Raw genomic sequence first — 13,389 nt, forward strand, 5'->3', positions numbered from 1 at the left:
TATGGAATTACTGAATGAAATTGCGATTATTGCGAAAACCATCAATGGCTAGTTTTGCTGATAATTGATTGGCAAAGCGCTGCACATGGACATTGACGATATCGCTGTTGGCAAATAACTCAATCCGACAAACTAAGTAGTGAGGTGAGTCGACATCAGAATTCATCGAAATCACATCACCAATTTGAGGGACTTGAGGGAGTTTAACGTCGGTTTCAACCCGAGCACTGGCAAGAATGAAATTGTATTGAGGCATGGAAATCCTTTCTGTTAATTAACACATATCATTCTTATTTTACCATTATTCTATTTTACTCGCCGTTGATTAGGCATAATTGACGATAAAAGGGCATAAAAAAAACACCCGTAGGTGTTTTAAATCTTAGTACCAACCGTATTGTTGACTGTGGCTAGCAGCGTTTTCCCATGAACCGTAACGTGACTGAACATATTGGTCAGCAACGCGTTCTTGGTTTTCGGCTGAATAGTCACCGTTTAAGTAACTTGATGAAAGTTGGTATTTACCAATATAGTTACCGTTACGGGCGTCATATGAGCCACCAGATTCAACACTGGCGATATAGTCCTTAGCAGCAGAGCTTTGACCAGTGTAGCTAACAGTTTGAGTAGCAGCTGGTGTAGTACTTGCTTGAGCAGTTGCTACTGGCTGGTAAATAACTGGCTGGCTTTGTACGGCTGGCGTAGCAGTTTGAACTGGTGCGCTAGCAACCGGTTGGCTAGCAGTTTGAACTTCACCAGTTGGAGTGGTTACGGCTTCAACTCGTTGGTTATCAAAACTAAACTTAATCTTTTCACCAATGAAAATTAAGTCGATGTTCTTGATGCCTGAGTTCTTTGCTAGAAGTACAGCATTAGTATTATGAGCTTGAGCGATTTCGCTCAAAGTGTCACCGGCTTTAACGGTGTAAACGTTGTTATCATTGTCGTTAATATCATCGGCGTTTGCCTGAGTTGATGCACCAACAGTTAGGAGCGCGGCTGCTGCAGTAGTAGCCATAAGAGTGTTCTTAATTGTTTTATTCATCTGAATTTGTACATCTTGCTTATTGGGCTTGATGTCTTTCCTTTCGATATCACTCCCATAAACTAACAAGGTAATATTACGTAGAGATTATGTAATTGTTTCCTAAATATTACGAAGTTTTCAAAGCTCATTTTTGAAGACTAAAAAAAGCCTTTTTAAATTTAATTTTTTTGATAAACTAGGAATCATTAATTTCCCAAGTAAAGGCAACTGGAATAGATTTATAAGAAAATTAAACTTTTGACTAATGGGCGATTTGATAATGTAACAATTCGGGTAATTTTTTTATTAAATTTATGGAATTTTGATCTAATTTTCAGTTAAAATAATCGTTTTTGCTTTCTAAAAGTGAACAAAATCTGATTATCTTACTAAATTTTATCGAGTAATTTTTAAAATTAAAATTATTATCCATTACAATATGAAGAAAAATGTTATAAAAATAGTTTGTTTAACTTTTTCTACTATATAAGTATGAAATTTCAGGTGAGTCAGTATGCTATGATAAAGATAGGAGGTAGCGATGGTTGATAGATTATCAAAAATGTCGTTTTCTGTTGAATTGGATGAACATTTGTATCAATTATTGTTAAATAAAGTAAATCAGGAGGGTCGATCAGTGGATGATTACATTAATCAGTTACTGAACAATAATTTGCAGGTCGAACAAAGTTTTGAACAGCGAAATTTAATCGGTCGCCGTCTGTCTTTAAAAGATATTGATCCTAAAAGCGGTTTGGTTCAGTTACTGGGAAATTACTATCGCTATACTCTCAGTGGAGCTGTTAATGTTTTAGCGGAACAAGAATACGTGGTAACACAGGTCGAAGGGAATCTATTGACCATTGCTACCGTAGCAAAATAGGAGAGAATGATTATGATTTTAGGGATTGTTGTGGTTTTGGTGATAATTGTTATCGCTTTAGGAATTAAAATCGTACCGCAAAACCAAGTTGGTTTATTGGAAACGGTTGGAAAATATAGTAGTACCAAACAGTCCGGCTTACATCTTTGTTTGCCTTTTGTTCAACGCATTCGAGTGGTTAGTCTAGCTTTGCAGCCTTTGCGTTTGCAGGGATATTCGGTCATTACCAAGGATAATGCTGATATTAATACAACGGTAACATTGAACTTTCATGTAACCGATGCTGTTAAATATATGTACGAAAACACAGATTCTGTGGAATCTATGCAGCAATTAGTGCGTGGACACTTACGTGATATTATCGGACGGATGGATTTAAACGAGGCGTTGGGATCAACAACCAAGATTAACAAAGAATTGGCAGAAGCCATTGGCGATTTGACCAATACCTACGGCATTAATGTTGATCGAATCAACATTGACGAATTAAAGCCAAGTAGTGCCATTCAAGAGGCCATGGATACCCAACTAAAGGCTGACCGTGAACGAGTAGCGGCAATTTCTAAAGCTGAAGGGGATGCTAAGGCAATCGAATTACGGACTAAGGCCAATAACGATGCTTTGATTGCTACGGCGCAAGCTCAAGCCAGTGCCACTAAGACGCAGGCAGATGCCGAGCGTTACCGGATTGACACGGTGCAAGCTGGCTTGGCCAGTGCTGATGAAAAGTACTTCAATAACCAGTCAATTAACGCCTTTGCTACTTTAGCTCAATCAGATAGTAATTTGGTGGTGGTGAACGGTAAAGAAGTTGACAGCTTAGGACAATCAGTGGTTTTAGGTAAGGCAATTGGTAAAAGTTTAGCTGATGAAAAGAAGTAAAAAGCAAAAGGATTCAACTGTTTTAGCAGCTGAATCCTTTTTTGATTATTTTAAATTCGACGCATGACACAAGTTCCTTCTGGTACAGCAAACTCTTTTTGAATTAAGGTTAGCTGACCGCTATGGGCATCACGTTCGTATAAGGACATATTGTCAGAGTTTTGGTTGGCAACTAACAAGAGGCTTTCGTCGGCGTTAAAGTTGAAATCTCGAGGGAATTCTCCTTCACTAGGAATTAACTGACGCAGAGTCAAGCTACCATCGGCTTGAATTTCAAAAACGGCAATCGAATCGTGACCACGGTTAGTGATGTAGACAAAGCGTTGATCACTAGAAATTTTAATGGCAGCAGCCCCATTGTGTTCAGTCCAGTCTGTTGGAATGGTTGATAAGGTTTCCAGCACTTCTAATTGACCATCGACAGGGTGATAGCGAACAACGGAAACTTGACTAGCCAACTCACCGACTAGATAACCGATATTTTTTTCATTGACAAAGGAAATGTTGCGGGGACCAAAACCTGGTTCGGTTTTTAGTTCGGATACTTGGCTTAATTGACCTTCGGCAGAAATGTCATAAACATGCACCCGATCGGTACCTAAATCACAGACGATTAAACGACCATCGGGGGTTAGATTAGCATAGTGGGGATGAGCACCGTCGGCTTGTTGTGGTCGAGGGCCAACTTCGCCTAAGCTTTGTACCCGATCCTTGAGTAACAGAGTACCATCAGCTTGAATGGCATAAACTGAGATATACCCCATGTGGTAATTGGCTGTGTAAACCAATTGACGGCCTTCGTCAATGGCGACATAGGCATCTGAAGTACCAGTTTCAATTTCTTCTTGTAGTAACACTGCGGGCTCTTGATTAAAATCAAAGCTTGCCACGCCACCCCTTAAATCAGGTTGAGCCATGTTACGGTCAACGGCATAAACTATATGTTTTTTTGATTCGGCCAAATAGGTTGGACTATCGATTTTAGCCACCAGACGGGCATTTTGGAGTACTTTTTTATCGTTGTCTAGTTCAATTTCAAAAATACCCTCACTGTCATTAATAGTGTAGGTACCAATTAAAAACTTTTCAATCATGCGGTAAATCTCCTTTTCTTACTGTATACGCTTACATTATGTGCTCGGCTTCACTTTTTTTCAATAATTATTTCAGAAATTCATCTATAAAAGCCCTTGAAAGTATCCAAGCTTTCAGGGGCTTTTAAATTTTAATGAGTCCGGCCCAAAATTTTAACCTTGCTAAGAAATTTAGTGGGCAAGATAGTTAAAATAAACGTAATAACCGTAACAATCGTGGGCAAGACGCGGACATAGGCATTATCATTAGGAGAATAGAAGTGAAAGATGATTGTCAGAATAAAGATTAACCAGACCAAAATTTCATTTAATCCCGTATCACGATAGCGACGCACATTTAGTGATAAAGAAGGGATGGCAAGGGCAACGAAGACGGCAACGGTTAGAAAAATCCATATCATGGTTAACAAGGATGAATGAGTAAATATTTGCCAAAAAGAGGTGAAGTTAATATTACTGTGAGCTGGGGATGCAATAATAATCATGGTGGTAGCTGGTATCCAAAAAATGAAAAAGATTATCAGGTAGAGCGTCATCCACCAGTATTCAGCCCGCGTGGCTGTACCAGTAAAATTCAGATAATTACGCCAAAAATTTTTGAAAGCCTGAGCCATTGATATCATAAGTTTCTCCTTAAAGAGAACTTCTCTCTATGCTCAGTATAGCAACAGTTATCGTCACTTAGACAATCTATGTCACGCTTGCTGACGTTTATGCCAATAGATAACTCCGGCAATCATGATGACATAAATTATAGAGCATAATAAGGAGCCTTCGATGCCAAAGTCGCCACCGTTCGCCCAGGTATAGTGGGCGGTTCCTTGGGATAGAAGGATATTGGCGGAAGGATAAGTGCCAGATACATGGACGCCTAAAATAGGTCCTTGTACAAAATTCCAAGCACTGTGAAAGGCTCCACAGAGCCATAAATTTTTGGTGAAATCACGGACTAAGGCCATTAATAGACCGAATAAGATTAGATTGAATAAGGCAACCACAGTGACGCCGTTGTTGGCGCCATGAAGGGCAGCAAAGAAGATACTTGAGATAATAATTGCAGTTTTAGGACCAATGGCTTGAGTTAGTTTTCCCTGCAGATAACCTCGACAAACAATTTCCTCACTCATCCCTTGGAAACCAAAACCGATTAGAAAGGCTAATATCCAAAATCCGTTGGTATTATGCCAAACAGTAGTGATGGTAAAAGCTTGAAAAATTAGGCCAATCAGCCAAATGATGATAATAGCCAAAGCTCCTAGTAGCCAGCTAGATAGATAACGACTTAGTACTTTTTGCCGTGGAAAGGGCAAATAAAGTTGGAATTGAGTCTGGTTACGATTAATGGCATACCAGCCGATAAATATTAAGGGCGTAATAGCTGTTGCCCAGAGCGAAATCGTGTCTTCAGCTGCGGTAGAACTACTGAGAAGATTGGGAATGAGTAATTGAGTGGCAATCCCACTGGTAACATCACCGAGTACAAAAATAAAGAGGGCAATTAAAAATGCACCTATTACAATCATGGTACGGTTGGTAAACAATTTAATCATAAAATTTAATTTTCCTTTAGATGTGATGAATTATGGTTAAAAAGAGCAAAGAGGCGCATATCGCGGTATTGGCCCTGATGATTACGGACTTGTTCTTTAAGAGTTGCTTCTAAGGTAAAGCCGGCTCCTTGAGCAACCTGAATACTTGGATAATTATCCACATCCGCCAGTAGGAGAAGTTTGTGCAAGCCCAATTCTGTTAGGGCGTACTGACTGACCTGTTGTAAAGCCTGCGTCATGATGCCCTGTCCTTGGTATTGAGACCCCAACCAGTAACCAACTTCAGCATTTTGTTGCATCAAATCGATTTTATGAAGGTCAATCATGCCAGCTGGTTGATCATTGACTAAGATAGTTAAGACAATGGCGGTAGTTTTGGCAAATTGCAGGCGGCTTTGCTGAATAAAGACGACCTCTTGATCAATCGACTGCATATCAGCGACCCAAGGTAGCCAAGGAATTAGTCGGTTGGCATCTTGTTTTAAGATGTTGAAAAGGGCGGGGGCATATTTTTCATCGGTTAGGGCTAATTTAACTTTTAATTGACCAGTAGTGAAAGTTGATAGTGTAAACATAATGATGGCTCCTCTTAAAATTAGATTTATCTAATATAGTACTATAGTCGCCACTTAAATGTTTATTTGTGACCTTTAGCGCCCCACTTCGTATCAATAAAGTAGAAGAGATAGCCAAAGATTAAAAAGAAGATGGTTAAGGCCAAGACAATTAATAATACGGGCCCCCAGCCCAGGAGATTAGAATCAATAAAGAAGTAAGGATAATGTTTACTGTTAGCAAAAGTAATATTACATGAGGCAGCAATGACTGCAAAAACATAATAAACCAAGGGAATTGCTAGCCATGACAGTGGGGCCCACTTTGAAAAATGTCCTTTTTTATCAAATAAAATCCAATCAAAAATGGCCATTAGGGGTACGAAGAGATGGACACAGAGGGTTCCAAGTAATTGGCTAAAATTGTGGACGTCAAAATTATATGGAGCTAGAATGCACCAATAAATAAGCATGGTGACTGTAATTGCCAAAGTAATGGCTCCTTTAAAATTATGATTAATGGGTTTATTTTGTAAAGTTCTTACTATATTATAGGCAAAATACAGCATGCACAAAAGATTGCTCAATGTCGTGTAATACAGAAAAGCCCGCGGGTCTAGTCCGGTATTAATGAAGACCCCGTAGATGGCAATTAAAATTAAGATTGCTTCATATGAAAGGGCTATTCTTTTATTCTTGATAATCGGCATTAAATGTCTCCTTAGTTTATGTTTAGAATACGATACGACATAATAAGATGATGATACCATTCTGAACTGGCTGATACTGTCAACTTGCCAATCCTTTAATGGATTTTAAATAGTTAGTTCAGCTAACCCGAAGAAATAATTATAAATAAACTAACGGTGTTATAATTCAGGTGAAGAGTTATAGATTTGGGAGGTGTTATCTTATGGTGAGTGAGTTTAAAACTAGTCAGGCCGAGGGTTTTATTCCGGATTTCGTGAATACGTATGATTTGGAAGGACGGGCTCAAAAAGTTATTCCAGCTGATGCCTTTGGTTATATTTCCAGTGGAGCGGGGGATGAATTTACCCTAACAGAAAATGATCGAGCTTTTAATCATAAATTGATTATTCCACAGGTACTTGCTGATGTGGAAAATCCGGATACCGCCACGACGGTCGATGGACATACAATTACTGCGCCTATTATTTTGGCACCGGTTGCAGCTCATAAATTAGCCAATGATGCTGGAGAAATCGCCAGTGCTCAGGGAGTGCATAACTTTAATACTGTTTATACTACTAGTTCTTACTCTTCGGTTGATTTGCCCGATATTACGGAAGCTTTAGCAGGATCGCCGGAATGGTTCCAGTTTTATTTCAGTAAAGATAACGAAATTAATAAACATATTATTGACCGAGTAAAGGCCTTAGGTGTTAAAAAGATTGTTTTAACAGCCGATGCTACGGTTGGTGGTAATCGAGAAGTTGATGTTCGCAATCATTTCGTTTTTCCTGTGAATATGCCAATCGTGCAGGAATATTTACCAGAAGGTGTCGGTAGGTCAATGAACTATGTTTACGGTTCGGCCAAACAAAAGCTTTCCGCTACGGATGTTGAATTTATTGCTGCTTATTCTGGTTTGCCAGTTTATGTGAAGGGTGTCCAAAGTGCTAAAGACGTTGAGCGTTCTTTGGATGCTGGTGCATCGGGTATTTGGGTTAGTAATCATGGCGGTCGCCAGTTAGACGGGGGACCGGCCGCCTTTGATTCTCTGCAATATGTGGCTAAGGCAGTCAATCATCGCGTACCAATTGTTTATGATTCTGGTATTCGTCGTGGACAGCATATCTTTAAAGCTTTAGCTAGTGGTGCGGATTTGGTGGCTATCGGTCGGCCTGCTATATATGGCTTGGCTTTAGGCGGTAGCCGTGGTGTGGAACAAGTCTTTGATAAATTAACGGAAGAATTGAAGATGGTCATGCAATTAGCCGGGACACAGACGATTGAAGATGTTAAACACTATCAGTTGAGAGACAACGATTTCGTGTAACAAATAAGAGCCATTCAAGTTAGCTTGGATGGCTTTTTGTGTTTTTTGATTAAGTTGTTAATAGCACAATGTTAATCCAGCAATAACCATCAAAGGCTTAAAGTAATTGTTTTATGAGGCTTTTTACGTGAAATTATATTTATTTTATGTAAAAAATAAGTTTGGAATTGTACAAGGTAGTATAAATTGGTTTACCTTACTTTTTAACAATAAGTTTCATTTGGTATACATATAAACCTATTATTTTTACTGGAAAACTTGATTTTGTAAGGATAGTTTTGCTTGAGTAGGTACTAATTTACCAGTAAGAAATTCTACATAATGAGATTGTTAATAGGTAAACTTTAAAATTCAAATTGGTCAGGTTATTTAACTTCTTTGATTTGTCAAAATAAGTTTTTATAATAAGAAATATTAGAATAATATTAGCGGATATTTTGGTTTAATTTTTGTGTAAGTATTATATAATAAAAAATGTAGTGAGTGTATGTCGTACTAATTAGGAGATATTATATGAAATCGAACAACATATTTGATAGTAATTTGATTAAAACGCATTTTAAAATGTATAAATCTGGAAAGATTTGGTTTGTTTCTGGGATTAGTTTATTCACACTTGGTCTAGGTGGATCAACAACGGTTGCTGCGGACAACACAGCTAAGACGGATACAACTGATGGCCAAAATTTAACTGCTGTTCAGGACCATCCAACTCTGCCACAGCAAAGACAGGTTGTACTTTCATCAGAAAATTCCACCACCAATCAGACTGATTCAACATCTGAACAAGTGGTTGTTTCAGGTAGCAATTATTTGAGTCAAAGTGCTAGTCAGGCTGAAATCAAACTAGAAAATGAGACATCTTTGCAGGATTTATTGAAGCAAAGTACTAGCTTTACTGCTTCACAGTCGCAACAGCCTAGAGACGATACATCTCTCCAACAAAGTGATAGCCAGGTCAAGCCTCAGAGTTCAACTACTCCGATTTCACAAGCAATAACCTCAGAGAGTGAGACTTCAACGACTGCTGCCGGTTCTTTATTTAGTCAGACTGTTCACGCAACTACTAGTGGCGCGGTTAACAGCCAAGGGGTATTTACGCAGGATTTAAGTCTGGCTACTTCGCAGGCGAACAGTACGTCACTTAGTCAAGCTAATAGTCAGGTTGAAATTCAATCAGCCAACGTTCAAGATAGCCGGGATTTGAGTCAGGCTGTTTCGGAGGCCAATAGTACCTCAATTAGTCAAGATGGTAGCCAGGCCAGCTCACAGTCTGAAAGTAATATGTTGGCCAATGATTTAAGTCAAGCAAGTTCTTTGGCTAATAGCGTGGCAACTAGTCAAGTAAACTCGAAATCTGTTGCAGATGCTGTATTATTCTCGAACTTACTGCGTTCCGATAATAATAGTGCTGCGAGTTATGCTGGCCAAAATCTATTAGTAGATCGTTTGGCAACAGAGGACTCAACTAAAAGTATTACGGTTTCACCTGATTCAGATACAGGACGAGCACAGTTAAACAGCCAAACTATTTACAATGATGATCCGAATCATCAGACGACACCAACGTCTGTTAAAGTGGCTGTAGCTGATCAGGTTGCTAATAAAGCGACTTATAAAGCAACTGCACAACAAAACAACACTTATGCCGCTGTTAATGATTGGGCAGGTCTTCAATCGGCCTATAATGATAACAACATTACTTACATTGATGTTCAGCAAGATGTCTCAAATCCAAATCAAGACAATAGTGGTAGCCAAGCCCTGAATTGGCGTGCTAATGGCATTATCATCGACGGTAATGGTCATACACTTAACTTAGGTAAAGCTGCTTTCCGGACGGGTACCAGTGCTACCACTGTGGGCACAACTTTCACCATTACTAATGCTAATTTATTGCAAGCAACTTCAGGAACTAACTGGTCAGGTGAGGGTATGAGTACCACTGACTATGAAGGGGTAATCACAACTCGGGCTCAATCTGGAGGTATGGGTAGTTGGATTTATAATATTGATAACGTTTCACTAAGTGGCACTAAGGGTATTTCAGGGGATGCCACTACACAGCCTCGACGTTTGCTCTGGGCCGAAGGAAGCGCAGTTAATCTATCCGGAAATATTACTGCCAATATTAAAGAAGAGCTGGTTGTAATTAGCAATGTTAATATTGCCAACGGCTCTCAGGTAGTTATGAATCGTACTTCTGGAACGATTGGTGATTCTATGTTCTACTTTTCAGCAGAACGGCAACAGTATTCTAATAGAATGACCAATTCTACCGGGTATGCTCACCAATTTACTGTTGGTGATGGAGCTTGGATCACTGGTAATGAGTTGTTGGGGTATACGAGTAATCGAAATCCACTGGTTTATGCACGCTATGATGGCATAACTGTTGGTGATAATGTTCATTGGGAGCAGCATCGTTTTCAAAATTTTATTACCGATGCTAACTATAATGGAGATGGTAGTGGTAATGGACGTAAGTTAGTTTTTGGACAAAATTTGACGGTTATTGCTCCTGATAATACTGGGTCTAATTCGTTCTATTTAAATGGACAGACGAAAGCAATCTTTAATGCAGGAACAACCCTTGATTTAGGTCAGACTAATAATACGTCAGTTGTTTTTGTCGGTTGGTATTCACAAGTAACCTTTATTTCACCTAAAAGTTTACGAATTGCACGTTTAACAACTTCTGGACAGCCGGCTGCAGGATCAGTATTTACCATTTATACTAATTCCACTGTTCCCTATGGCTTCGTCTTAAATAATTCTGATGTTCGGGTATGGAATAATGGCACCGATAGTAGTGCTACTACTCCAACTGGAAATGCTGAATATGCAGTTACTAGTATGAAAGTAAATGGGAATAATGTCGTTTACACATCTCAAGATAATCAGCAAGTAACAACCTCTAATGGCAGTATTCGAGAATTTCAAACTCAATCCTTAGATAATGGCACTATCAAAGTTAATTATGTTGATTTTACCGGTAAGACTATAAGTTCAATGAACATCGATGTTTCAGATAGAAATAAGTATTTTATTGGAAAAACACTTAATTTACAGACATCTGAGTTTGCTAAGGTAAATATGCCTAGTGGCTATATGTGGGCAATTGGCAATCAAGTAGCACCAAGCGCTAAAGCCAAAGCTCAAGACGGTGGAGATCCGACAAACGATAGTGATAATGGGGATACTTTTGGACAAGCAAACTATGCTATTGTTCCAATGGCAGGAACTAATTATGTCTATAATATTTACGTTTATGGTGTTCCTGAAGATGTTACTTATCAGTATGTGGATAAGAATACCGGTAACGTACTTACGTCAGTACTATCAGGTCAAAATGGTACCGAATCAATTGCCAATAATATTGTGACAGCGAACTTTGGTAACACAATTGATTGGCGCGATTCATACTATACGAAGAGTAATGTACCAGCTGGCTATCATTTTGATGCTAATATTGATGGTCAGGCAACCACTTCGACAGTTTCGACAACTAATCCTTTGATTACTATTTATGTTGTCGGTGATACACAAGCTATCAAGCCGACTTATCAAGATACAAATGGTCGGAGCTTGACGCCAAATGAAGGCATAACTATTACGGGTATCACGGGAGGTCAAGCTAGCGTTGCAGAGGCCCCTTTAGTTAAGGATTACGGCTTTGACCACGTAGTTTTGAATGGTAAAACAGTGCCAGTTGGTACCACTTTTACCATGACAAACGGTGCTGACAGGGTCACCTATGTCTATTACTCGATTGCGGAATCTCAGTCAACTTCTGCCTCGCTTTCAACATCTACATCAATTCCTGCGTCAAAATCAGCAAGTGAGTCAACTTCGACATCACTTATAAATTCAAGTTCTACGGCCGCAAGTAATTCGATTTCAACTTCTATTTCCGCTGATACTTCGAAGTCAGCAAGTACTTCAACATCAATTTTTGGCTCTGAATCAAAGGTATCTAGTGAATCAGTCTCGACGTCACTTTCGAATTCGGCTTCAACGAGTACTTCGATTTCTGATTCGAACTCTGACTCGACCGCCAAGAGTGAATCAGTTTCAACCTTGATTTCTAACTCGGCTTCAACGGCTTCGATGAGTACTTCAATTTTGAACAGCTCATCCAAGTCAACTTCGATTTCAGACTCTGCTAGTCAATCGGCTTCGACGAGTGTTTCGGTTTCTGATTCAACTTCTGACTCAACGTCAGCGTCCAAGTCGACGAGTACGTCAATTTCTGATTCGGACTCCGACTCAATAGCTAAGAGTGAATCAGTTTCAACCTCAACATCAGTTTCAGATGCTGATTCAAAGGCGGCGAGTGAATCAGTTTCAACCTCAACGTCAGTTTCAGATGCTGATTCAAGGGCAGGGAGTGAATCCGTTTCGACGTCAATTTCTAACTCGGATTCAACGGCTTCGATGAGTACTTCACTTTCAAACAGTTCATCAAAGTCAACTTCGATTTCAGACTCTGCTAGTCAATCGGCTTCGACGAGTGTTTCGGTTTCTGATTTAACTTCTGGCTCAACGTCAGCGTCCAAGTCGGTAAGTACGTCAATTTCTGATTCGGATTCCAACTCAATAGCTAAGAGTGAATCAGTTTCAACCTCAACGTCAGTTTCAGATGCTGATTCAAGGGCAGGGAGTGAATCCGTTTCGACGTCAATTTCTAACTCGGATTCAACGGCTTCGATGAGTACTTCACTTTCAAACAGTTCATCAAAGTCAACTTCGGCTTCGGAATCAGCGAGTCAATCAGCCTCAACGAGTGTTTCGGTTTCTGATTCAGTTTCTGGCTCAACGTCAGCTTCCAAGTCGGTAAGTACGTCAATTTCTGATTCGAACTCTGACTCAACCGCCAAGAGTGAATCAGCTTCAACCTCAACATCAGTTTCAGATGCTGATTCAAAGGCAGCGAGTGAATCAGTTTCGACATCAATTTCTAACTCAGCTTCAACGGCTTCGATGAGTACTTCAATTTCGAACAGCTCATCCAAGTCAACTTCGATTTCAGACTCTGCTAGTCAATCAGCTTCAACGAGTGTATCGGTTTCTGATTCAACTTCTGGTTCAACATCAGCTTCCAAGTCGGCAAGTACATCGACTTCTGATTCGAACTCTGACTCAACCGCCAAGAGTGAATCAGTTTCGACGTCAATTTCTAACTCAGCTTCAACGGCTTCGATGAGTACTTCAATTTCGAACAGCTCATCCAAGTCAACTTCGATTTCAGACTCTGCTAGTCAATCGGCTTCAACGAGTGTTTCGGTTTCTGATTCAACTTCTGGCTCAAAGTCAGCGTCCAAGTCGGCAAGTACGTCAATTTCTGATTCGAACTCTGACTCAACCGCCAAGAGTGAA

Annotated in this window: 11 protein-coding genes; 4 read left to right on the forward strand and 7 right to left on the reverse strand. The window is 39.6% G+C overall.

Annotated elements, in window-relative coordinates; genetic code table 11:
• Positions 1–7 precede the first annotated feature (7 nt).
• Together M4974_RS01560 and apf are read right to left on the reverse strand one after the other, a co-directional pair.
• Positions 8–256: a hypothetical protein gene (locus M4974_RS01560; RefSeq protein WP_248705493.1), complete on the reverse strand. Its 249-nt coding sequence runs from the start codon at positions 254–256 to the stop codon at positions 8–10.
• Positions 257–382: 126 nt separating this feature from the next.
• The gene (gene apf / locus M4974_RS01565) at positions 383–1,018 is read right to left on the reverse strand and encodes an aggregation-promoting factor (protein WP_248715720.1); all 636 of its coding nucleotides are present in this window, start codon (positions 1,016–1,018) and stop codon (positions 383–385) included.
• A gap of 550 nt (positions 1,019–1,568) precedes the next feature.
• Here apf and M4974_RS01570 point away from each other — a divergent pair.
• Together M4974_RS01570 and M4974_RS01575 are read left to right on the forward strand one after the other, a co-directional pair.
• Entirely contained in the window at positions 1,569–1,910 is a 342-nt protein-coding gene (locus M4974_RS01570) for a hypothetical protein (protein WP_248705491.1), read from the forward strand.
• A gap of 6 nt (positions 1,911–1,916) precedes the next feature.
• On the forward strand, positions 1,917–2,792 hold the full coding sequence (locus M4974_RS01575; RefSeq protein ID WP_248705490.1) for an SPFH domain-containing protein: 876 nt from the start codon (positions 1,917–1,919) through the stop codon (positions 2,790–2,792).
• A 50-nt stretch (positions 2,793–2,842) separates the two neighbouring features.
• Here M4974_RS01575 and M4974_RS01580 read toward each other — a convergent pair whose 3' ends face one another.
• The 5 genes from M4974_RS01580 to M4974_RS01600 all read right to left on the reverse strand — a co-directional run bounded on the left by M4974_RS01580 (position 2,843) and on the right by M4974_RS01600 (position 6,700).
• On the reverse strand, positions 2,843–3,886 hold the full coding sequence (locus tag M4974_RS01580; protein ID WP_248705489.1) for a lactonase family protein: 1,044 nt from the start codon (positions 3,884–3,886) through the stop codon (positions 2,843–2,845).
• A gap of 131 nt (positions 3,887–4,017) precedes the next feature.
• On the reverse strand, positions 4,018–4,509 hold the full coding sequence (locus M4974_RS01585) for a DUF805 domain-containing protein (protein WP_248705488.1): 492 nt from the start codon (positions 4,507–4,509) through the stop codon (positions 4,018–4,020).
• Between the two features lie 72 nt (positions 4,510–4,581).
• Positions 4,582–5,436, reverse strand: coding sequence for a CPBP family intramembrane glutamic endopeptidase (locus M4974_RS01590; RefSeq protein ID WP_248705487.1), 855 nt, complete (start codon positions 5,434–5,436; stop codon positions 4,582–4,584).
• A gap of 5 nt (positions 5,437–5,441) precedes the next feature.
• Entirely contained in the window at positions 5,442–6,011 is a 570-nt protein-coding gene (locus M4974_RS01595) for a GNAT family N-acetyltransferase (protein WP_248705486.1), read from the reverse strand.
• 62 nt (positions 6,012–6,073) lie between these two features.
• Entirely contained in the window at positions 6,074–6,700 is a 627-nt protein-coding gene (locus M4974_RS01600; RefSeq protein ID WP_248705485.1) for a Pr6Pr family membrane protein, read from the reverse strand.
• Between the two features lie 203 nt (positions 6,701–6,903).
• Here M4974_RS01600 and M4974_RS01605 point away from each other — a divergent pair, with 203 nt between their 5' ends.
• Both M4974_RS01605 and M4974_RS01610 read left to right on the forward strand, forming a co-directional pair.
• Positions 6,904–8,010 (forward strand): alpha-hydroxy-acid oxidizing protein, encoded by a 1,107-nt coding sequence (locus M4974_RS01605; RefSeq protein ID WP_248705484.1) that lies wholly within the window; start codon positions 6,904–6,906, stop codon positions 8,008–8,010.
• Positions 8,011–8,523: 513 nt separating this feature from the next.
• Positions 8,524–13,389 (forward strand): KxYKxGKxW signal peptide domain-containing protein (locus tag M4974_RS01610; RefSeq protein WP_248715721.1); only part of this gene is annotated, 4,866 nt, incomplete at its 3' end.

Origin of the sequence: Convivina praedatoris (genome assembly GCF_933208495.1) — a bacterium.
GTDB classification, from domain to species: Bacteria; Bacillota; Bacilli; order Lactobacillales; family Lactobacillaceae; genus Convivina; species Convivina praedatoris.

Bases quoted from the DNA above. Each gene is read 5' to 3' on its own strand.
- M4974_RS01560 (WP_248705493.1), bottom strand. From the start codon at position 256: ATGCCTCAATACAATTTCATTCTTGCCAGTGCTCGGGTTGAAACCGAC.
- apf (WP_248715720.1), bottom strand. From the start codon at position 1,018: ATGGCTACTACTGCAGCAGCCGCGCTCCTAACTGTTGGTGCATCAACT.
- M4974_RS01570 (WP_248705491.1), top strand. From the start codon at position 1,569: ATGGTTGATAGATTATCAAAAATGTCGTTTTCTGTTGAATTGGATGAA.
- M4974_RS01575 (WP_248705490.1), top strand. From the start codon at position 1,917: ATGATTATGATTTTAGGGATTGTTGTGGTTTTGGTGATAATTGTTATC.
- M4974_RS01580 (WP_248705489.1), bottom strand. From the start codon at position 3,886: ATGATTGAAAAGTTTTTAATTGGTACCTACACTATTAATGACAGTGAG.
- M4974_RS01585 (WP_248705488.1), bottom strand. From the start codon at position 4,509: ATGATATCAATGGCTCAGGCTTTCAAAAATTTTTGGCGTAATTATCTG.
- M4974_RS01590 (WP_248705487.1), bottom strand. From the start codon at position 5,436: ATGATTAAATTGTTTACCAACCGTACCATGATTGTAATAGGTGCATTT.
- M4974_RS01595 (WP_248705486.1), bottom strand. From the start codon at position 6,011: ATGTTTACACTATCAACTTTCACTACTGGTCAATTAAAAGTTAAATTA.
- M4974_RS01600 (WP_248705485.1), bottom strand. From the start codon at position 6,700: ATGCCGATTATCAAGAATAAAAGAATAGCCCTTTCATATGAAGCAATC.
- M4974_RS01605 (WP_248705484.1), top strand. From the start codon at position 6,904: ATGGTGAGTGAGTTTAAAACTAGTCAGGCCGAGGGTTTTATTCCGGAT.